Here is a 20,080-nt window from a genome sequence, read left to right as displayed (position 1 = left end):
TTTCCGAACAAAAACCGCGCTTAGCTTACCCGCGCGGGCTCAAGAAACATCGCCTCGACCAGGTCGCCGCACCATTTGAGCAGATCCAGGTCGCGCAACGGCTGCCCGCCCAGGGGCTTGGTCTTGGGCACCGGCACCAGCAACGTCTCGGCCGCCTGCTTGTAGACCGCCTTCTTGTACAGCCGGTCGAGCCTGACCTGCTGCGACTCCCGCAGCCGCGCCGGGCCGAACTTGATGTTCTGCCCCTGCAGCGTGACGTCGGTGAGCCCGGCCGAGCGCGCCATGATCCGGAAGCGGGCCACCTCCAGCAGGTTCTCGACCTCCACCGGCGGCTTGCCGTAGCGGTCGGTGAGCTCGTCGCGGACCTCGTCGATGTGGATCGGCGCGGTGATGGCCGCGATGCGCTTGTACGCCTCCAGCCGCAGCCGCTCGGAGGTGACGTAGTCGTGCGGGATGTGGGCGTTGATGGGCAGCTCGACCTTGACGTCCTGCTGCTCCTCCTGGACCTCGGCCCCGGACAGCTTGGCCTTCTGCTCCTGCACGGCCTCGGCCATCAGGCGCACGTAGAGGTCGAAGCCGACGCCCGCGATGAAGCCCGACTGCTCGGCGCCGAGCACGTTGCCCGCGCCGCGGATCTCCAGGTCCTTCATCGCGACGTACATGCCCGCGCCCATCTCGGTGTGCTGGGAGATGGTGGCCAGGCGCTCGTGCGCGGTCTCCGTCAGCGGCTTCTCCGGCGGGTAGAGGAAGTACGCGTAACCGCGTTCCCTGCCTCGCCCGACCCGGCCCCTGAGCTGGTGGAGCTGGGACAGGCCGTAGTTGTCGGCCCGGTCGACGATGAGCGTGTTGGCGTTGGGCACGTCGAGGCCGGACTCGACGATCGTGGTGGAGACGAGCAGGTCGTACTCGCGTTCCCAGAAGCCGACCATGATCTTTTCGAGCTGGTGCTCGTTCATCTGGCCGTGGGCGACCGCGATGCGCGCCTCGGGGACCAGCTCGCGCAGCCGCGCCGCCACCCGGTTGATCGAGGCCACCCGGTTGTGCACGAAGAAGATCTGGCCGTCGCGCATCAGCTCGCGCCGGATCGCCGCCCCGATCTGCTTCTCCTCGTACGGCCCCACGAACGTGAGGATCGGGTGCCGCTCCTCCGGCGGCGTGAGGATCGTGGACATCTCGCGGATGCCGGTCAGGCCCATCTCCAGCGTGCGCGGGATCGGCGTGGCCGACATGGCCAGCACGTCGACCTGCGTGCGCAGATGCTTCATGGCCTCCTTGTGCTCGACGCCGAACCGCTGCTCCTCGTCGATGATGATCAGCCCGAGGTCCTTGAACCTGACCTCCGGGCTGAGCAGCCGATGGGTGCCGATGACGACGTCGACCGCGCCCGACCGCAGCCCCTCCATCGTGCCCTTGACCTCGCCGTCGGTCTGGAAGCGCGAGATCGGCCTGATCGCGATGGGGAAGCTGGAGAAGCGCTCGGCGAAGGTGGACATGTGCTGCTGCACCAGCAGCGTGGTCGGCACCAGCACGGCCACCTGCTTGCCATCCTGGACGGCCTTGAACGCCGCCCGCACCGCGATCTCGGTCTTGCCGTAGCCGACGTCGCCGCAGATCAGCCGGTCCATCGGGACGCCGCGCTCCATGTCGCGCTTGACCTCGTCGATAGCTTCGAGCTGGTCGCCGGTCTCGGCGTAGGGGAAGGCGTCCTCCATCTCGCGCTGCCACGGCGTGTCGGCGCCGAAGGCGTGGCCCGGCGAGGCCATGCGGGCCGAGTAGAGCCTGATCAGCTCGCCGGCGATCTCCTTGACCGCCTTCTTGGCCCTGGACTTGGCCTTGGCCCAGTCGGCGCCGCCCATGCGGTTGAGCGTGGGCGCCTCGCCGCCGACGTAGCGGGTGACCTCGTCGAGCTGGTCGGTGGGCACGTAGAGGCGGTCGCCCTTGGCGTACTCGATGACCAGGTACTCGCGGGTCGCGCCCTGGACCGTGCGCTGGACCATCTCGACGTAGCGGCCGACGCCGTGCTGCTCGTGCACGACGTGGTCGCCGACCTTGAGCTGGAGCGGGTCGACCATGTTGCGGCGGCGCGAGGGCAGCCGGCGCATGTCCTTGGTGGACGCCTTCTGGCCCACCAGGTCGAGGTGGGTGAGCACGGCCAGGCGCGGCGTGATGAACCCGTGCTCGATCAGGCCGGTCGAGACGTGCACGACCTTGGGCTCGGGCGCCTTGTCCAGGTAACGCTGCAACCTCGCGGGCACGTCGACGCCCTTGAGCAGCTCGACCATGCGCTCGGCCGGCCCGTGGCCCTCGCTGAGCAGCACGACCGCCTTGTCCTCGGCCAGCCAGCCCTTGATGTCGGCCAGCGCCTTGGCGGTGTCGCCGCGGTAGGCCTCGGAGTCCTGGGCGTCGAGCTCGACGCCGTTGCCGAACGGCGCCATCGTCCACCACGGCTGGCCCAGCGCGTCGGCGTGGTCGCGGATCTCCTCCAGCGTGCGGAAGGCCGCCGCGCCCAGGTCGATCGGCGCCTCGCCGCCGGCCGCCGCGTTGATCCAGGACGCCTCCAGGAACTCCTGCGAGGTGCGTACGAGCTCTTCGGCCCGGCCCCTGATGCGCTCGGGGTCGCACACGAACACCGCCGACCTGGCCGGCAGGTGGTCGAGCAGCAGGTCCATCTCCCCCGCCAGCACCGGCGCGAACGCCTCCATGCCCTCGACCGGGATGCCGTCGGCGAGCTGGTCGAGCACCTCGGCCAGCGCCGGATGCTCCTGCGCCAGCTCCCGCGCCCGCTCCCTGACCTCGCCGGTCAGCAGCAGCTCGCGGCACGGCGGCGCGAACAGGCCGTCCTCGGCCGCCTCCAGCGAGCGCTGGTCGGCCACCTTGAACCAGCGGATCTCCTCGACCGTGTCGCCCCAGAACTCCAGCCGCAGCGGATGCTCCTCGGTGGGCGGGAACACATCGAGCAGCCCGCCGCGCACGGCCACCTCGCCGCGCTTCTCCACCATGTCGACCCGGTGGTAACCGTTGGTGACCAGGCGCTCGACCACCTCGTCGAGGTCGGCGTCGTCGCCCGCCCTCAGCCTGATCGGCTCCAGGTCGCCGAGCCCCTTGACGATCGGCTGGAGCAGCGCCCTGACCGGGGCGACCACCACGCCGAGCGGCCCGGCGGCGGTGTCGCCCTTGACCGGGTGCGCCAGCCTCCGCAGCACGGCCAGGCGCTGGCCCACGGTGTCGCTGCGCGGCGAGAGCCGCTCGTGCGGCAGCGTCTCCCAGGCCGGGAACACCGCGACCGAGCTCGGCTCAAGAAGGCTCGTCAGCGCCGCCGCCAGGTCCTCGGCCTCCCGGCCGGTGGCGGTGATCGCCAGCACGGTGCGCTGATCGTGCGCGGCCAGCGCGGCCACGCCGAACGGCCGCAACGCCGACGGCGCGATCAGTGAGACGTCGCCGCCCTCTTCGAGCGCGGCGGTCAGCTTCGGGTCGGCCCCGGCCCCCAGGGCCACAAGGTCAAGCAATCCGGAAAGACTCATCAGATACGCCCACAGCCCCACGACGGCAACACAACTACCCCCGGCCGGGTCAGGTCGCGGGGGTCTCCACCCAGCCTACTCGGGGTGCGGCACCCGGTAACCGGGGACCGACGGCCAGCGTACGGTGAGCACCACCGACTCCGTCTCGGCGACCCACGAGTGGTCCACGCCCTTGCCCCAGACCACGTAGTCGCCGGGCTCGCTCAGCAGCACGTCGCGGCCCGGCAGCGCCACCCGGAACCGGCCGCTGATCAGGACGAGCAGGGCGGTGCGCTCCTCGCCCCTGACCCACTGGGCGCGCTCGTCGCCCGCCGGGTGCACGCCCCACTTGATCTCGACGTCTTCACTGTGTCTTGGGTCGCCGAGGGGTTTGAAGTGACCGAGCAGCCAGCCCCGGTCACCGGCCGCGTCGATATTGGCGTTCCCCACGTAAACCTGCCCGTTCACGGGGCAGGACGCTAGCAGGGAAGTGCCTAACCGAGACGGCTCGATTGATTACTGTAGGTGACATGTCTGAGGTGCGATCAGTCGCCCAGCGAGGCGACCTCTTCGGTCAACGGATCCGCGAGCACTGGGCCGGGCGGTTCAGCCGGCGGCTCGACATACTCGTCGCGGGGTGCGCCCACGACGAGCCGCTCGACGTGGAGCCGCTGGAGGCCAGGGCCACGGGCGCCGACGAGGACCACCCGGTCATCAGAGACGTCGTGGAGGAGCGCGCCGACCTGGTGGCCTGGTCGCTCGGCGACCTGCGCTGCGTGCCGCTCCAGCACCGCGCCTACGACGTCATCCACCTGTCGTTCCTGCTCGAACGCGTCCAGCACGCCGAGCTGGTGTTCGACCGCCTGCTCCAGTCGCTGCGCCCGGGCGGCCTGGTGCTGCTGCGCATGCGCGACAGGAAGTCGGCCTACGGGCTGCTCGACCGTCTCACGCCGTCGTGGCTGCGCCGGGCGTTGTGGCGCACGCTGGTCACCCCCGGCACGCCGGGCCCGCTGCCCGTCGTCTACGAGCCGCTGGCCTCCAGCGACGGCATGCACGCCTTCTGTCTCAGCCGCGGCCTGATGATCACCGACGACGAGCGCCGGATCAGCGGCCCGGCCCGCGCCGGCCGGCTCGGCGCCGCCGCCGTCGCGCTGGTCGACCGGTTGAGCGGCGGGCGTTACCCCGCCTCCCACGACGAGATCACGATGGTGATCAGGAAGCCCCAGCATCACTTCGCCCGGCTGCTCTAGCGACAGGACGGTCCGAGCGACTAGACTCCTTTCCTACCAATTCAATCGGAATAGTTGGGATGTCGGAACCGTGGAGTGGACCCCGGACGCGCACGAGCTGGCCGACCTTGAGCTGCTGCTGTCCGGGGCGTTCGAGCCGCTGACCGGCTTCCTCGGCCACGACGACCTGCACGCCGTGCAGGAACGCGGCACCCTCGCCGACGGCACCCCCTGGCCCGCGCCGGTCACCCTCCACCTGCCCGCCGAGGTCTCGCCCGGCGACGAGGTGCGGCTGCTCGACCCCGAGGGCCTGCCGCTGGCCGTCCTCACCGTGACCGCGCACGAGGCCGACGGCCTGACCTCGGGCCCGCTCAAGGCGCTCGGCGCGCCCGAGCACGGCCCGTTCGCCCGGCTGCGCCGCACGCCCGCGCAGGTCAGGGCCGAGCTCGGCGGCCGGCCCGCGCTGGCCGTCACGATGCGCGGGCCGCTCGACGACCTCACCGAGATCGCCGCCACCGCCAAGGAGCTCGACGCGGTGATCGTGCTGCTCCCCCTCTCGTACGGCGAGGCGGGCCCCGGCGTCGTCCGCGCCGCGCTGCGCGCCAAGGAGCACCTGCCGGAGGGCACGCTCGTGGTCCCGGTCCCCCTCGCGCCGCGCGCGGAGCCGGAGATCGACCTCGAACTGCGCGAGCACGTCGCCACCGCCTACGGCGCCACCGAGCACTACGCGGGCCCCGAGCCCGTCACGCTCCCCGGCCCGCCCCACCGCCGCGGCCTGGTCGTCTTCTTCACCGGCCTGTCCGGCTCGGGCAAGTCCACCATCGCCCGCGGCCTGCGCGACGCCCTGCTGGAGCTCGGCACCCGCACCGTCACCTACCTCGACGGCGACGTCGTGCGCCACCTGCTGTCCAAGGGCCTGACCTTCTCCAAGGCCGACCGCGACCTGAACATCCGGCGCATCGGCTTCGTCGCGGCCGAGGCCGCCCGCCACGGCGGCCTGGCGATCTGCGCCCCCATCGCCCCCTACGCCGCCACCCGCGAGGAGGTGCGCGAGACGGTCGAGTCCGTCGGGGCCGACTTCCTGCTCGTGCACGTCGCCACGCCGCTGGCCGAGTGCGAGCGGCGCGACCGCAAGGGCCTGTACGCCAAGGCCCGCGCCGGCCTGATCCCCGAGTTCACCGGCGTCTCCGACCCCTACGAGGAGCCGGACGACGCCGATCTGGTGATCGACACCACGCACATCTCGATCGAGGCGGCCGTCTCCCAGGTCCTGGGGGCGCTGCAGTCCGGAGGGTGGGTACGTTGATCGATTTCGCGCTGGTCGCCGGGTCCTTCGTCGTCGCCATCGTGGTCGGCCTGACCGGCATGGGCGGCGGGGCCCTGATGACCCCGATGATGATGTTGTTCTTCAACGTCCCGCCGCTGGCCGCGGTCTCCAGCGACCTGGTGGCCTCGGCCGTCATGAAACCGGTCGGCGGCGTCGTCCACCTGCGGCGGGGCACGGTCAACCTGCGGCTGGTCGGCTGGTTGTGCGCCGGGTCGGTGCCGGCCGCGTTCTGCGGGGTGTTCCTGGCCCGCGCGTTCGCGGTGACGGACGCGGTCAAGTACGCGCTGGGCGTGGCGCTGCTGCTGGCCGTCGTCGGCATGGCGGTCAAGGGCTGGCTCGGCGCGCGGGGCGGCTCGTCGAGCCCGCACGAGATCGTCGTGCGCCCAATTCCGACCCTACTGGTCGGTATGGTAGGCGGGCTCGTGGTCGGCGTCTCGTCCGTGGGATCGGGGTCGCTGATCATCGTGGCCCTGCTCGTGCTCTATCCGGCGCTCAAGGCCAACCAGCTCGTCGGCACCGACCTGGTGCAGGCCGTGCCCCTGGTCGCCGCGGCCGCGCTCGGCCACCTGATGTTCGGCGACTTCAAGCTGGAGCTCACGCTCTCGCTGCTGATCGGCTCGATCCCCGGCGTCTACCTCGGCGCGCGGATCTCCTCACGCGCCCCGGGCGGCCTGATCCGAGCCCTGCTGGCAATCGTCCTGCTCGCCTCCGCCCTCAAACTCCTGGACGTCAACAACACCCTCACCGTCACCCTCCTCGCCCTCGCCTCGGCCGTCACCGTCGCCGCCTGGAGACTGCGAGGGAGCGCCGTCGCCTGGAGGAGCGGCGGGAGCGCAGCGACCAGAGCGGGGGAAGGCGCCGGCATCAGGCGACCGAGCCGCCTCACGCAGTGAGGCAATCAAACCCGCGAGGGAGCGCCGTCGCCTGGAGGAGCGGCGGGAGCGCAGCGACCAGAGCGGGGGAAGGCGCCGGCGTGAGGCGACCGAGCCCGCCGAGCGGAGTGAGGCCATGAACTCAGAAGCGCCGTCGCCAGGAGGAGCGGCGGGAGCGCAGCGACCAGAGCGGGGGAAGGCGCCGGCATCAGGCGACCGAGCCGCCTCACGCAGTGAGGCCGTGAACACTTCTAAGGTCGTGGTACGCGGGTCGAGCGGAAGTAGCGGTCGCGGGCGAGCTGGGTGAAGGCGCGGGCCGCGCCCGGATCGGAGTCGAAGCTCGTGTTGCCGCGCGGCGCCTGCGGCGAGTCGAAGTACAGCAACGCCTTGATCTGCGGATACCGCTTGATCTGTCTCAGCACCGACTCGAAGAAGCGCCGTTTGAAGGCCCGGTCGGCCGGCCGCTCGAACACCCCCCACTCGGCCACCATGACCGGCTTGCCGGGGAAGCGCGCCTGCATCCACCGGTAGAACCCCGGCCAGCGCCCGTACTCCTTGCGGGTCTTGTTCACCAGCCCGTCGAAGTCGTGCACCCGGTCGTCGGCGTACGGGTCCATGGCCACCCAGTCGACCACGTCGTCACCGGGGTAGAGATCCTCGAACCAGGGCTTGGCCGCCCAGTTGGGCGCCCCCATGTACGTCATCACCGTCACGGCGTTCTTCACCCCGCGCTCGCGCAGCCGGAGCACGACGTGCCGGAACATCGCCGCGTAGTCGCCGGCCTGCATGCCCGACCCCGAGCGGGCGTCCACGTCGTTCTCCGGCTCGTGGTGGAGGGTGAGGAAGAAGCGTTCGGGGAAGGTGCGCCTGAGGTGGTCGGCCAGGCGGTCGATCCGCCGGTCGAGGGCGCCGTCGGCGATGTCGGCCCAGGTGCGGTCGAGCGACGGCTTCCAGTTGATCATGAGCAGCCGCGGACGGGCCGGGTCGCGGGCCAGGCCGATCTCCTGCTGGGTGGGGAACAGCTCGCTGCCGCGATGGTAGACGTGCAGCACGTCGGCGGCGGCGCCCATGCGCGACTCGGCCCCGCGCAGCGCCTCGGCCACGGGAGCGCCGGTGAAGACCTCGGGCGCCACGCCCCACCAGGCGCCGCAGGAGGGGATGAGCCTGGCGGTGACCGCGCAGGAGGGCGCGCCGGCCAGCTCGGCCGTGCTGGTGTCGACCCGGGCGGGCGTGCCCTCGGCCGTCGAGCAGGCGGCCAGGAGGGCGAGCACCGCGCAGGTGATTGCGGTTTTCGTCGCGAAAGTCGCGAAGTGACACTTCATCGCGAAAGACGCGAAATGAGAAAAGCCCCGAAGCTGCAACGCCTTCCAACCCCCTTGTCGACGGACCCCCGCCTATCAAACCTGAACCTTGCCATGCCATTCCTCGAACTTCAGCCAGTGTGCTCGTCTGCCCAGCTCACGACACCCGACCTGCCACCCGCATTTTGCGGAAATATCCATTCAAAAAGGGGCATCTTCGCGGCCGTACCGGAAAAAATCTTCAGTATTCGACTTGGGTAATATCCGTCCGGCCTATAGTGGGCGCACGCTGCGCCGAGTGACGCAGCGTCGCCCATCCGCGACAGCGCGCATCCCCTCCAGGAGACCGTCCCCATGAGCCCGTCGCCGGACCTCCAGGCGCGCCGCCCGGGCGCCGACCTGGACGAGCACCTCTCCCTGCTGCGCAGGCGGTGGCTGCTGCTCGTCGGCTGCGTCGTGGTCGGCGGCACCGCCGGGCTCGCCCTGCTGCGGGCCACCCCGCCGGCCTACACCGCGATCACCCAGGTCCTGGTCACCCCCGTCGACGGTCAGGACCAGGGCAACCAGGTGAGCAACCGGCAGCGCGAGCCGCTCAACCTCGACACCGAGGCCCAGATCGCCCAGTCGGCGGTCGTCTCGGCGCGGGTCGCCCAGGCCCTGCGGATCACCGCGCCGCAGCCGGTCGAGGTCTCCGTCCCGCCCAACTCGGCCGTGTTGTGGGTCTCGGTGACCGACGCCGATCCCGTGGCCGCCGCCGCGCAGTCCCGGGCCTACGCCGACGCCTACCTGGCCAACAGGCGCGAGAGCGCGAAGGCCGCGATGGCCGAGCGGCAGCAGGCGGTGCTGGCCAAGCTCAAGCAGGTCGACGCCGCCCTCGACGCGGCCATCAAAGAGGTCGGCCGCCTGCCCAAGGGCAGCGCCGAGCACGCCATCGCCACCCAGCGCCAGAGCGTGCTCAACCGGCAGGCCGCCAGCCTGACGCTCAAGTACGACGCCCTGCGCACGGTCGCGGTGACCCCCGGCTCGGTCATCAGCGAGGCGCTGCCGCCGACCCGGCCGAGCTCCCCCAGCCTGCCGCTCTACCTGGGCACCGGCCTGATGGCCGGCCTGCTGCTCGGCGCGGCGGCGGCCTACGCCCGCGACCGGCTCGACACCCGGCTGCGCACGGCCGCCGACGTCGAGCGGCTGACCGGGCTGCCCGTGCTGACCGACCTGTCCGCCTCCCGCGAGCACGGCGTGCTGCACGAGCTGGCCTGCGCCGTGGTCGCGGCCTGCCCCGGCAAGCGGCTGCTGGTCCGGTCGCTGCCCGCCGACCTCTACGCCTCCTCGCTGGCCGAGCCGTTGGCCATCAGCGCGCCGCTGTCGGTGCTCGACGGCTCCGACGTCCGCGACCTGGCGCGGGCCGACGCCGCCCTGCTGCTGGTCGGGCTGGGCCGGGTCACCTCGCCGGAGGTGACGGCGGCCGCCCGCCATCTGGAGCGGCACGACGTGCCGGTCGTGGGCGTGGTGACGGCGACCGACGCGGTGCCGGAGTTCGTCCCGCTGCTGGAGCCGCGTACCCACACCTCGCTCGGCAAGCTCGTCGCCACCGGCGAGCTGGAGGTGAGCCTGGCTGCCGAGACCACGCCCATGCAGTCGTTCCACCACCGGCAGCGCAAGCAGACGTGACAGGACCAGCCTGGCCGATCGCGGCGCTCCTGCTCGGCTACCCGATCTGGTGGGCGCTGGGGTTCGGCGGCCTGTCGGTGATCGTCCTGGCCGTGCCGATGGCGGTGATCCTGTGGCGGCGCCGGCCGGTCCGGGTCCCCCACGGGTTCGGCCTGTGGCTGCTGCTGCTGGCCAGCTACCTGCTGAGCGCGATGATGCTGGACGAGCTGCCGCCCGGCACGTACGGCGACTTCAGCCCCGGCCGCCTGGTCGGCTGGGCCATGCGCCTGGCCCTGTACGTGTCCGTCCTGGTCATGGTGCTCTACCTGGGCAACCTGACCGAGCGCGAGCTGCCGCAGCTGCGCCTGGTGCGCTGGCTCGGCGTGCTGTTCCTGACGACGGTCGCCGGCGGCCTGCTCGGCGTCCTGGTCCCGCACTTCGCCTTCACCTCGCCGGTCGAGCTGCTGCTGCCCGGCTGGATCAGCGAGAACTCCTTCGTCCAGAACCTCATCCATCCCACGGCCGCCCAGACCCAGAAGGTGCTCGGCTACTCCTCCCCCAGGCCGGAGGCGCCCTTCGAGTGGGCCAACGCGTGGGGCAGCAACGCCTCGGTGCTGCTGATCTGGTTCGTCGTCGGCTGGTGGACGTACGGCGGGCGGTGGCGCCGGGTGCTGGCGGTGCTGGTGATCGCCCTGGCCGCGATCCCGGTCGTGTACTCGCTCAACCGCGGCCTGTGGATCGGGCTCGGGCTGGCCGTGGCGTACCTGATCGTGCGGGTGGCGGGCCGGACCAGGGTCGTGCTGTGCGGGGCGGTGGCGGCCGGGCTGGTGGCGTTCGCGCTCAGCCCGCTGGCCTCGGTGTTCGCCCAGCGGCTGGACAGACCGCACTCCAACGACGTCCGGGCCTTCACGATGACCGCCACGGTCGCCGCGGCCCGCCACTCGCCGGTCATCGGCTACGGCAACACCCGCAACTCGCTCGGCAACCACCGCTCGATCACCACGGGCAAGACCCAGTGGTGCGCGGCGTGCGGGCACCCGCCGCTCGGCAGCGACGGGCAGCTCTGGCTGCTGCTGATCACCCAGGGCTTCACCGGGGCCGCACTCTACGTGGCCTTCTTCCTCGGCGCCATCCGCCGCCACTGGGCCGACCGCTCCCCGATCGGGCTGGCCGGGGTGCTGGTGATGGGCCTCGTGCTGCTCTACATGTTCGTCTACGACGGCCTGGTGACGCCGCTGAGCCTCTATCTCATCTCGTTCGCCCTGCTGTGGAGAAACGCATGAAGGACGCCGCCGCGCGGCTCGGATACCTCCGCGAGACCGTGCGCCTGCTGTACCCGGGGCCAGGGTCGCCGCGGCCGTACTCGGTGCTGCCGCACCGGGTGCTGCCCCGCCGGCTGGCCCCGCGGCGCTGGTGGCACGTCGGGGGCGCGGTCACCGTGCCGCTGGAGGGGTCCGTGGCGGCCTATCTGGGCGAGGTCTTCGACGCGCCCGTGGAGACCGTGCTGCACGTGCGTCCGGCGTTGCGGCCCAACCGCAAGCCCGTCCTGGAGGCCCGTGCCGGGGGGCGGCTGCTGGCGTACGTGAAGGTCGGCGACAGCCCGCTCGCCCGCGAGCTGGTCGGCCGCGAGGCGGCCGCGCTGCGCGCGCTGGCCGCGACGCCGCTGAAGACCGTCGTCGTGCCCGACGTGCTGCACCACGGCGAGTGGCGCGGCCTGCCCGTGCTGGCGCTCTCACCGCTGCCCGTACGGCGCGGCCGGGTGCCCCCGGCCCTGCTGAACGCCGCCATCATGGAGATCGCCACCACCGGCGGCCCGGTGCCGGCCTGGCACGGCGACCTGTCCCCGTGGAACATCTGCCCCTCCGCCGACGGCCGGCTGCTCGTCTGGGACTGGGAGCGGTACGAGACCGGCGTCCCCTACGGCCTCGACGCCGCGCACCACCTCTTCCAGCGGGCGCTGCGCAGGATGGACCCGCCCACGGCGGCCCGCGCCTGCGTGGCCAGGGCGCCCCGCGAGCTGGCCCCGCTCGGCCTGTCGTCGGCCGAGGCCAGGCGGACGGCGCTGCACTACCTCATCGTGCTGGCCGACCGGCACGCCGCCGACGGCCACTGCCCGCTCGGGCCGCCAGAGACCTGGCTCAACCCGGCCGTCGACCACGAGGAGCTGCTGCCATGAGGACGCTGAAGCGGCCGGTGCTGTCCTTCTCGCGGCTGGCGGGCCGGTTCACGTCGGGCGCGCGGGTGCTGCCGTCGTTCCTGATCGTGGGGGCGCAGCGGTGCGGCACGACCTCGCTCTACCGGGCGCTGGCCCAGCACCCGCTGCTGCTCAAGCCCGTCCTGCACAAGGGGGTCCACTACTTCGACGTCGGCTACCACCGGCCGATGACCTGGTACCAGGCGCACTTCCCGCTGCGCGCGGGCGCGGCGCTGCTGGCCCACCGGTACGGCGGCCGCACCCAGGCGTTCGAGTCGTCCCCCTACTACCTGTTCCATCCGCTGGCCGGTGAGCGGATCGCCGCCGACCTGCCCGGAGTCAAGCTGATCGTCCTGGTCCGCGACCCGGTCGAGCGGGCCTGTTCGGCCCACGCCCACGAGCTGGCCAGGGGCTTCGAGTCCGAGTCCCACCTCGAATCCGCCCTTGAGCTGGAGGCCGGACGGCTGGCCGGGGCCGAGGAGAGCCTGCGCGTGTCGCCGTTCGCCGAGCACCACTCCCACCGCCACCACGCCTACCTGGCCCGCGGCCGGTACGCCGACCAGCTCGACCGCCTCGAACCGCTCTTCGGCCGCGACCGGATCCTGGTGCTCGACAGCCACCGGTTCTTCGCCGAGCCGGAGACCGCCTACGACCGCGTGCTGGAGTTCCTGACGGTGCCGCACCTGGGCTATCCGGCGTTCGAGCGGCACAACGGCCGGCCGCTGCCCCGGCCCGTGCCCAAGGTGCTGGAGCAGGCGCTCAGGGACCATTTCGAGCCCTACGACGCGCGGCTGACGCGCTGGCTGGGCGGTGAGCCGTCGTGGCGCCGGTGATGGTCCGGCGCGGGATCGCCGGGCTGACCGGGGCCGGGGTGAGCGCGCTGGCGCAGTTCCTGGTGGCCGTGGTGGTGACCAGGGCGTTCAGCCCGGCGCAGGCGGGCGCGTTCTTCAGCGTGACGGCCCTGGCCCTGATGGCGGCCGGCATCGCCAAGCTGGACGCCGGCAACGGGCTGGTCTACTTCATCGCGCGGGCCAGGACGTACGGCTATCGCGGTATCTCCGGCTATTTCCGGGCGGCCATGCTGCCGTGCGCGCTGGCCGCCTGCGCGGCCGGGGTGCTGCTGGAGCCGCGCATCGGGCTGCTGGCCTGGGCCCTGCCGGTCATCGTGCTCGGCGACATCGCGCTGGCCGCCACCCGGGGGTTCGGCTCGATGCGGCCCACCGTGCTGCTGGACGGCGTGCTGCTGCCCGCCGCGCAGCTCGTGCTCGTCACCTGGGCGGCTCTCGCGCACGCGCCGCAGTGGCTGCCGGCGGCCTGGGCGCTGCCCTTCCTGCCGCTGCTCGTCCTGGCCCTCGCCGGCCTGCGCGGACGGGCGCCGCGCACGCCGTACCTGCCGGGGACCGGGCGTGACCTGTGGCGCTACACCGCGCCGCGGTCCGCCGCCGGCGCCATCCAGGCGGTGTTCCAGCGGCTGGACATCGTGGTCGTCGCCCTGCTCGCCGGGCCGGCCCAGGCCGCCGTCTACACGGCCGCCACCCGGTTCCGGGTCGTCGGGCAGCTCGCCAACCAGGGGCTGGCGCAGGCCGTGCAGGAGCGGCTGGTCCGGGCGCTCGCCGACGGGGAGCTCGGCCGCGCGCGCGAGCTGTACCAGGCCACCACGATCTGGCTGGTGCTGCTGACCTGGCCGGTGTGGCTGGGCTACGCCGTCCTCGCGCCGTGGCTGCTGCGCGTCTTCGGCCCCGCGTACGGCGCCGCCGCCCCCATCGCCCTCGTCCTGGCCGGGACCATGCTGGTGGCCTCCGCCTGCGGCATGGTCGACGTCGTCCTGACCGCCGCCGGCCACACCCTGGCCAGCCTGCTCAACCTGCTGGCCGCGGTCGGCTGCACGATCGCGCTCGACCTGGCCCTGATCCCCTCCCAGGGGGCGTTCGGCGCGGTCGTCGGCTGGTCGGGCGGGGTGATCGTGAAGAACCTGCTTCCGCTGTGGCAGCTCCACCACCGCTACGGCCTGCACCCGTTCGGCCGCCACACCCTGCCCGCCCTGCGCCCGCGCACCTGGGCGGCGGCCGCGTGAACGCGCCCGTCCTGGTCACCGGCCTGCCGAGGAGCGGCACGAGCTGGGCCGGCAAGATGCTCACCGCCGGGGGCGGCCTGGTCTACGTCAACGAGCCGCTCAACCCGCAGCACCCGCCCGGCCGCTGCCCCGGCGTGCTGCGGGCCGAGGTCGCCCACCGGTTCCAGTACATCTGCGACGACAACGCCGACGGCTTCCTGCCCGCCTTCCGCGACACGGTCGCCCTGCGCTACCACTGGCTCGCCGAGCTGCGCGCCAACCGCTCCCCCTACGACCTGGCCCGCCTGGCGCGCTACGGCACCGCGTTCGCGTTCGGCCGCCTGGCCGGGCGCCGGGCGCTGCTCGACGACCCGTTCGCGGTGTTGTCGGCGGGCTGGTTCGCCCGGCGGCTGGGGTGCGCGGTCATCGTCCTCGTCCGCGATCCGGTGTCGTTCGTGGCGAGCTGGCGCCGTCTCGGGTGGCGGTTCGACGTCGGCGACCTGCTCGGCCAGCCGCTGCTCGTCCGCGACCATCCCGGCCTGCTGAACCTGCACCCGCTGCTCGGCTCCGCCGACGACCTGGCCACGATCGCCGCCCTGTGGCGGGCCGCGCGGTCGGTGGTGGCCGCCACGCCCGGCGTCCTGGTCGCCTCGTACGAGTCGCTGGCCGGGGATCCGGTCGCCGGTTTCCGGCGTCTCTACGCCCATGCGGGCCTGCCGTGGTCACCGTCCGCCGAACGGCGGGTCGTCCGGGCCTGCACCACGCCGTCCCGCCGGTCGGCGGCCTTCGCCTGGTCTGGGCTGTCCCGTACGGCCTTCCGTCCGATGGACTCCCGTCAGGCGCTGGCCGCGGCGGCCCGGGGGCTCACTCCGGCGGAGGCGGCCCGGGTCCGGGCCCTCACCGCCTGAGCCTGGTCAGCAGGCAGCCGGCGAGCAGGCGTACCGCGAAGGGGAGGTCGTCCACGAGGTAGCGCCGCGCCAGCCGTCCTGGCTCGCTCATCAGCCGGAACGCCCACTCCAGCCCGGCCCGCCGCATCCAGCGCGGCGCCCGCTGGACCGTGCCGGCGGCGAAGGCGATGGCCGCCCCGCAGCCGACGAACCACGCCTGCGGCAGCTCCTCGCGCAGCTCGGCGATGAGCAGGTCCTGCCGGGGGAAGCCCAGCCCGACGAACACCAGGCGGGGCCGCGCCGCGACCACCCGGCGCCGCACCCGCTCCCTCCCCTCCGCCGTGTCGTCGAAGTGGTACGGCGGCGCGTGCACCCCCGCCACCTTCAGCCCGGGACGGCAGCTCCTGAGCTCGCCCGCGGCCAGCTCGGCCACCCCGGGCGGCCCGCCCAGCAGGTACACCGGCCAGTCGCGGGCCGCGGCCACCTCGCTGAGCGACCAGATCAGGTCGGCGCCGGTGACCCGTTCGGGCAGCGGGGTGCCGAGCAGCCTGGCCGCCCACACCAGCGGCATGCCGTCGGCCACCACGATCTCGGCCGAGCCCACGAGCTCCTGGAGGGCGGGGTCGCGGGCGACGGCCCGGCAGATGTCGACGTTGGGCGTCACGATGCGGCCGCCCCGTCCGGCCGCGGCCTCGGCCGCCACCCAGCGCACCACGTCGGCCTCGGTGACGGCGTCCAGGCCGACGCCGCCGACCCGGACGCGCTCCCCCGCACGCCCCCGACGCCCGGCCTGGGCGACCCCGCGACCCGCCGGCCGCTCGGACGGGAGGGTGCGGGCAGCCCCCGGCCCGGCCGCGCGGGCCCGCGCGGACTCGGCGGCACGGCCGCGGGCGGTCGCGGGGTCGGCAGCGGAGTTCGAGGTGGACGGGCGCTGGACGGGGACGGCCGGGACGCGGGTCCTGGGCGGGGTCATATGCCGTGCCCCCGTCCGTGCAGCAGCCCGAGCACGGTCGCGGCCGGGACGATCCCCGCCGCGACGGCCAGCGCGATCGGCGCCCGCGGCTCACCCGGCCGCGCCCCGAACGCGCGCACCGCCCACCGGACCGCGGCGCGCCGCCGCCCGAGCGCCGCGTACGCGAAGGCGAGCTGGCCGTAGACCCGGGCCGCGCCGCGCCGGTCGGCGGCCAGCTCGGGATGGCGGTCGAGCATCCAGTCGAGCCCGGCGATCCGGTCCGCCCAGCGGGCCGCGTAGTAGGACGAACCACCCCACCGCACCCGGACGAGCGGCCGGTCGACATGCGTGATCGGCCGCCGCCGGGACGCGCGCAGGGCCAGGTCCCAGTCCTCGTTCTGGCCCCCGGGGGCGCTCTCGTCGGCCCACAGGGCCCCGCGCCGGAACAGGAACGTCGAGGAGTGCACCATCACCATGCGCGACCGCAGGAGGTCGGCCGTGGTCACCGTGTCGGCGCCGGCGAGCCTGGCCACCCGGCGCCGGCCGTGCTCGACCTCGATGGCGCAGCTCGCGAACTCGCCGCCGGTGGCCGCCAGCGCCCGCGTCTGGGCGGCGAGCTTGCCCGGCAGCCACAGGTCGTCGTCGTCGCAGAAGGCGACGAGATCGGTGTCGAGGGCCGCGATGCCGGTGTTGCGCGCCCCCGGCAGCCCCGGGGTACGCCGGTTGGCCAGGACGGGCACGCCAAGCTCCGGCCCCACGCGCCCGCGCCCGCCGTCGTGGACCACGACCACGGCCAGCCGCCCCGGATGGTCCTGGGCCAGCACCGCCGCCACGGCCTCGCGCAGCATCCCGGGCCGGTCGCCGCGGGTCGGGATCACCACCCCCACGGACGGCGGCGCGCTCACGCGGCGGCCTCCCGGTAGCCGTACCGGACGCGCAGAGGCCAGGTGAGCGCGGCGACCAGCCGCCGGTCGCGGACGGGCAGCCCCGAACGCCACGAGTCGTCGCACCGCAGCCGGATCCCCCCGACCTGGAACCGCATCGGATTGCCGGACGCGGTGTGCGCGGGCCCGAGCCGCGCCGTCGTGCCCTCCAGGAACGGCAGGCCGGGAACGTCGAGCCCGAGGAAGCCGGCCAGCGCGGTCAGCGTGGGCTCCGGAGCGGCGACCAGGTCTTCGTAGCGCACCCGGGTCACCAGGGCCCCCTGGCGGGCGAGGAGCTCAAGCCCGGCGTTCTGGGCCGTCCAGTGGAGGGACGTGCGCAGCGGCCCCCAGCGGGTCATGGGACGCCCGTCCTCGGGCCGCTCGACGGTCCTGCGCCAGGAGTGGGCCACCGCCCGCGGATCCCGGACGACGTGCACGACGCGTACGTCCATGCCGGCCGCGACCAGGCAGTGGGCGAGGGAGGCGTGCTTGCTGGAGTCGATCACGACGGGCGCGCCGGTCGCCTCGTAGACCCTCCGGTACGCCCGCGCGTACTCGGCCAGGTCGGGATGCGCGATGCGCCCCATGCGGTGGGTGCGATCGACCCGCTGCCGCAGCGTGAGCACCCGCTCGGCCAGCGACGGCCGCCATCCGCCGAACGCCGCCCGGCCCACCTGCCGCCAGAAGTCGCAGGCGGCGAAGGCGGCGCCGCAGCCGCACGGCTCTCCGGCCAGCACGCCTCTCGACCACAGGTGGACCACCTCGCCGAGCGCCACGACGCCGGGCAGCTCGGCGAGCAGCCGCTCCAGCAGGGTGGTGCCACTACGGCCGAGGCCACCGAGGAAGATCACTCGGGTGGCGGATGCGCGGTCGGTCACAGGGGAGGGCCTTCACGTCGCCAACACGGAACGCGACGACCCTAGCGCGGAGGGTAATCAGATGGTCAGGAAACCCCGCAAAGATCTACCGAAACGGCGAACGGCCCGGCGTGGTGCCGCCGGGCCGTTCTGGGACGCTCAGCTGGCGTCGATGATCATGCCGGCGCCGACCGTGCCGTTGGTGGCCTCGTCCACGAGGATGAAGCCGCCGGTCAGCCGGTTGCGGGCGTAGTCGTCGACGAACAGCGGCTGGGTGACCCGCAGCGAGACCCGGCCGATCTCGTTCAGGCCGAGGGCGGTGGCCTCCTCGTCCCGGTGCAGCGTGTTGACGTCGAGCCGGTAGTGCAGGTCGCGCACCAGCGCCCGCGCCGTGCGGGTGGTGTGCTTGATCGTCAGCTTGGTGCGCGGGGTCAGCTTGAGGCCGTCGGCCATCCAGCAGACCATGGCCTCCAGCTCCTGGGCCGCGTGCGGCTGGTTGTTGGGCCTGGCGATCATGTCGCCGCGCGAGATGTCGAGGTCGTCCTCGAAGCGCAGCGTGACCGACATGGGCGGGAACGCCTCCTCCACCGGCCCGTCGAACGTGTCGATCGAGGCGATCCGCGTGCTCAGCCCGGACGGCAGGTGCACCACCTCGTCGCCCGGCTTGAGCACCCCGCCCGCGACCTGGCCCGCGTAGCCGCGGTAGTCGTGGAAGGCGTGGTCGGTCGCCTTCTGCGGACGGATCACGTACTGGACGGGGAAGCGCACGTCGACCAGGTTGCGGTCGGAGGCGATGTGCACGTTCTCCAGGTGGTGGAGCAGGGACGTGCCGAGGTACCAGGGCATGTTCTCCGAACGCGAGACGACGTTGTCGCCGTTGAGCGCGGAGATCGGGATGAACGTCAGGTCGCTCACGTTGAGCTTGGAGGCGAAGGAGGTGAACTCCTCCCGGATCTCCTCGAACCGCTCCTGGGAGTAGTCGACCAGGTCCATCTTGTTCACGGCCAGCACCAGGTGCGGCACGCGCAGCAGCGAGGTCAGGAACGCGTGCCGGCGCGACTGCTCCAGCACGCCCTTGCGCGCGTCGATGAGGATGATCGCCAGGTCGGCCGTAGAGGCGCCGGTGACCATGTTCCTGGTGTACTGGATGTGGCCGGGCGTGTCGGCGATGATGAACTTGCGCTTGGGCGTGGCGAAGTAGCGGTAGGCCACGTCGATCGTGATGCCCTGCTCGCGCTCGGCCCGCAGGCCGTCGGTCAGCAGCGACAGGTCGGTGTACTCGGTGCCGCGGTCGCGGGAGGTGCGCTCGACCGCTTCGAGCTGGTCCTCGAAGATGGCCTTGGAGTCGAAGAGCAACCGTCCGATGAGGGTGGACTTGCCGTCGTCGACGCTTCCCGCGGTGGCAAAGCGAAGAATGTCCATCAGAAGTAGCCCTCTCGCTTGCGGTCCTCCATGGCGGCCTCGGACGAGCGGTCGTCGGCCCTGGTGGCCCCCCGCTCGGTGATCCGGGTGGCCGCGATCTCCTCGATGATCTCCTCGACCGTGGCGGCCGTGGACTGCACGGCGCCGGTGCAGGTCATGTCGCCGACCGTGCGGTAGCGCACGACGGCCTCGAACAGCGGCTCGTCGTCGCCGCGGGACACGACGTCGGAGTCGGGCAGCAGCATGCCGTCGCGCTCGAACACCTTGCGGGTGTGCGAGAAGTAGATCGACGGGATCTCGATGCCCTCACGCCGGATGTAGTCCCAGATGTCGAGCTCGGTCCAGTTGGACAGCGGGAAGACCCGGATGTGCTCGCCCTTGCGGATGCGGGAGTTGTAGAGGTTCCACAGCTCGGGGCGCTGGTTCTTCGGGTCCCACTGGCCGAAGTCGTCGCGGAAGGAGAACACGCGCTCCTTGGCGCGGGCCTTCTCCTCGTCCCGCCTGGCGCCGCCGAAGACGGCGTCGAACTCGTGCTCCTCGATCGCGTCGAGCAGCGTGGTGGTCTGCAGGCGGTTGCGCGAGGCGCGCCGGCCGGTCTCCTCGACCACCCGGCCGCTGTCGATCGACTCCTGCACGCTGGCCACGATCAGGCGCGCGCCCAGCTCCTCGGAACGGCGGTCGCGGAACTCGATGACCTCGTCGAAGTTGTGCCCGGTGTCGACGTGCATCAGCGGGAACGGGATGGCCGCGGGCCAGAACGCCTTCTCCGCGATGCGCAGCATGACGATCGAGTCCTTGCCGCCGGAGAAGAGCAGACACGGCCGCTCGAACTCCGCCGCCACCTCGCGCATGATGTGAATGGCCTCGGCTTCGAGTACGTCGAGCTGCGACGTCGTGTAGTCGCGCTGGAGCATGG

The 20,080-nt window shown here is 72.7% G+C and carries 17 protein-coding genes; 9 read left to right on the top strand and 8 right to left on the bottom strand.

Annotation, left to right across the window (positions count from 1 at the left end):
• Positions 1-20: 20 nt before the first annotated feature.
• Complete coding sequence (gene mfd / locus ACIBST_RS30960) at positions 21-3,521, bottom strand: transcription-repair coupling factor (RefSeq protein ID WP_397176795.1); 3,501 nt, start codon at positions 3,519-3,521, stop codon at positions 21-23.
• A gap of 75 nt (positions 3,522-3,596) precedes the next feature.
• On the bottom strand, positions 3,597-3,968 hold the full coding sequence (locus tag ACIBST_RS30955) for a signal peptidase I (RefSeq protein WP_397176793.1): 372 nt from the start codon (positions 3,966-3,968) through the stop codon (positions 3,597-3,599).
• 62 nt (positions 3,969-4,030) lie between these two features.
• On the opposite strand from ACIBST_RS30955, the gene ACIBST_RS30950 reads away from it, so the two are divergent.
• From ACIBST_RS30950 to ACIBST_RS30940, 3 genes are all read left to right on the top strand, one after another.
• On the top strand, positions 4,031-4,750 hold the full coding sequence (locus ACIBST_RS30950) for a methyltransferase domain-containing protein (protein WP_397176791.1): 720 nt from the start codon (positions 4,031-4,033) through the stop codon (positions 4,748-4,750).
• A gap of 70 nt (positions 4,751-4,820) precedes the next feature.
• Positions 4,821-6,035, top strand: a complete 1,215-nt coding sequence (gene cysC, locus ACIBST_RS30945) for an adenylyl-sulfate kinase (RefSeq protein WP_397176789.1) — start codon at positions 4,821-4,823, stop codon at positions 6,033-6,035.
• Positions 6,032-6,949, top strand: a complete 918-nt coding sequence (locus ACIBST_RS30940) for a sulfite exporter TauE/SafE family protein (RefSeq protein ID WP_397176788.1) — start codon at positions 6,032-6,034, stop codon at positions 6,947-6,949. The genes cysC and ACIBST_RS30940 overlap by 4 nt, the downstream gene beginning before the upstream one ends.
• Positions 6,950-7,179: 230 nt before the next feature.
• Here ACIBST_RS30940 and ACIBST_RS30935 read toward each other — a convergent pair whose 3' ends face one another.
• Positions 7,180-8,199, bottom strand: coding sequence for a glycoside hydrolase family 26 protein (locus ACIBST_RS30935; protein WP_397176786.1), 1,020 nt, complete (start codon positions 8,197-8,199; stop codon positions 7,180-7,182).
• 384 nt (positions 8,200-8,583) lie between these two features.
• Between ACIBST_RS30935 and ACIBST_RS30930 the strand changes: the two genes are divergently transcribed.
• From ACIBST_RS30930 to ACIBST_RS30905, 6 genes are read left to right on the top strand one after another with little or no spacing between them, the layout of a single operon-like run.
• Positions 8,584-9,897 (top strand): Wzz/FepE/Etk N-terminal domain-containing protein, encoded by a 1,314-nt coding sequence (locus ACIBST_RS30930; RefSeq protein ID WP_397176784.1) that lies wholly within the window; start codon positions 8,584-8,586, stop codon positions 9,895-9,897.
• On the top strand, positions 9,894-11,159 hold the full coding sequence (locus ACIBST_RS30925; protein WP_397176782.1) for an O-antigen ligase family protein: 1,266 nt from the start codon (positions 9,894-9,896) through the stop codon (positions 11,157-11,159). Before ACIBST_RS30930 ends, ACIBST_RS30925 begins: the two co-directional genes overlap by 4 nt.
• A complete protein-coding gene (locus ACIBST_RS30920) occupies positions 11,156-12,052 on the top strand; it encodes a hypothetical protein (RefSeq protein WP_397176781.1) in 897 nt (298 codons plus the stop codon). Before ACIBST_RS30925 ends, ACIBST_RS30920 begins: the two co-directional genes overlap by 4 nt.
• On the top strand, positions 12,049-12,903 hold the full coding sequence (locus tag ACIBST_RS30915; protein ID WP_397176780.1) for a sulfotransferase domain-containing protein: 855 nt from the start codon (positions 12,049-12,051) through the stop codon (positions 12,901-12,903). Before ACIBST_RS30920 ends, ACIBST_RS30915 begins: the two co-directional genes overlap by 4 nt.
• Positions 12,891-14,144, top strand: coding sequence for a lipopolysaccharide biosynthesis protein (locus ACIBST_RS30910; RefSeq protein WP_397176778.1), 1,254 nt, complete (start codon positions 12,891-12,893; stop codon positions 14,142-14,144). The genes ACIBST_RS30915 and ACIBST_RS30910 overlap by 13 nt, the downstream gene beginning before the upstream one ends.
• A complete protein-coding gene (locus ACIBST_RS30905; RefSeq protein WP_397176777.1) occupies positions 14,141-15,031 on the top strand; it encodes a sulfotransferase in 891 nt (296 codons plus the stop codon). Before ACIBST_RS30910 ends, ACIBST_RS30905 begins: the two co-directional genes overlap by 4 nt.
• Here ACIBST_RS30905 and ACIBST_RS30900 read toward each other — a convergent pair.
• From ACIBST_RS30900 to cysD, 5 genes are all read right to left on the bottom strand, one after another.
• Positions 15,021-15,983: a WecB/TagA/CpsF family glycosyltransferase gene (locus ACIBST_RS30900; protein ID WP_397176775.1), complete on the bottom strand. Its 963-nt coding sequence runs from the start codon at positions 15,981-15,983 to the stop codon at positions 15,021-15,023. The genes ACIBST_RS30905 and ACIBST_RS30900 overlap by 11 nt on opposite strands.
• Entirely contained in the window at positions 15,980-16,867 is an 888-nt protein-coding gene (locus ACIBST_RS30895; RefSeq protein ID WP_397176773.1) for a glycosyltransferase family 2 protein, read from the bottom strand. Before ACIBST_RS30895 ends, ACIBST_RS30900 begins: the two co-directional genes overlap by 4 nt.
• Positions 16,864-17,763, bottom strand: a complete 900-nt coding sequence (locus ACIBST_RS30890) for a sulfotransferase (protein ID WP_397176771.1) — start codon at positions 17,761-17,763, stop codon at positions 16,864-16,866. The genes ACIBST_RS30895 and ACIBST_RS30890 overlap by 4 nt, the downstream gene beginning before the upstream one ends.
• Before the next feature lie 138 nt (positions 17,764-17,901).
• Positions 17,902-19,164, bottom strand: coding sequence for a sulfate adenylyltransferase subunit CysN (cysN, locus tag ACIBST_RS30885; protein WP_397176769.1), 1,263 nt, complete (start codon positions 19,162-19,164; stop codon positions 17,902-17,904).
• Complete coding sequence (gene cysD, locus ACIBST_RS30880) at positions 19,164-20,078, bottom strand: sulfate adenylyltransferase subunit CysD (protein ID WP_352321984.1); 915 nt, start codon at positions 20,076-20,078, stop codon at positions 19,164-19,166. Before cysD ends, cysN begins: the two co-directional genes overlap by 1 nt.
• Between the last annotated feature and the right edge of the window lie 2 nt (positions 20,079-20,080).

The sequence above is a fragment of the Nonomuraea sp. NPDC049684 genome (genome assembly GCF_044465345.1).
Taxonomy (GTDB): domain Bacteria; phylum Actinomycetota; class Actinomycetes; order Streptosporangiales; family Streptosporangiaceae; genus Nonomuraea.
This window is presented reverse-complemented; position numbering and strand designations above follow the sequence as displayed.

What these genes read in the sequence shown, in the direction of transcription:
- mfd (WP_397176795.1), bottom strand. Translation starts at nt 3,521, where the DNA reads ATGAGTCTTTCCGGATTGCTTGACCTTGTGGCCCTGGGGGCCGGGGCC.
- cysD (WP_352321984.1), bottom strand. Translation starts at nt 20,078, where the DNA reads ATGCTCCAGCGCGACTACACGACGTCGCAGCTCGACGTACTCGAAGCC.
- ACIBST_RS30900 (WP_397176775.1), bottom strand. Translation starts at nt 15,983, where the DNA reads ATGACCCCGCCCAGGACCCGCGTCCCGGCCGTCCCCGTCCAGCGCCCG.
- ACIBST_RS30915 (WP_397176780.1), top strand. Translation starts at nt 12,049, where the DNA reads ATGAGGACGCTGAAGCGGCCGGTGCTGTCCTTCTCGCGGCTGGCGGGC.
- ACIBST_RS30930 (WP_397176784.1), top strand. Translation starts at nt 8,584, where the DNA reads ATGAGCCCGTCGCCGGACCTCCAGGCGCGCCGCCCGGGCGCCGACCTG.
- ACIBST_RS30950 (WP_397176791.1), top strand. Translation starts at nt 4,031, where the DNA reads ATGTCTGAGGTGCGATCAGTCGCCCAGCGAGGCGACCTCTTCGGTCAA.
- ACIBST_RS30920 (WP_397176781.1), top strand. Translation starts at nt 11,156, where the DNA reads ATGAAGGACGCCGCCGCGCGGCTCGGATACCTCCGCGAGACCGTGCGC.
- cysN (WP_397176769.1), bottom strand. Translation starts at nt 19,164, where the DNA reads ATGGACATTCTTCGCTTTGCCACCGCGGGAAGCGTCGACGACGGCAAG.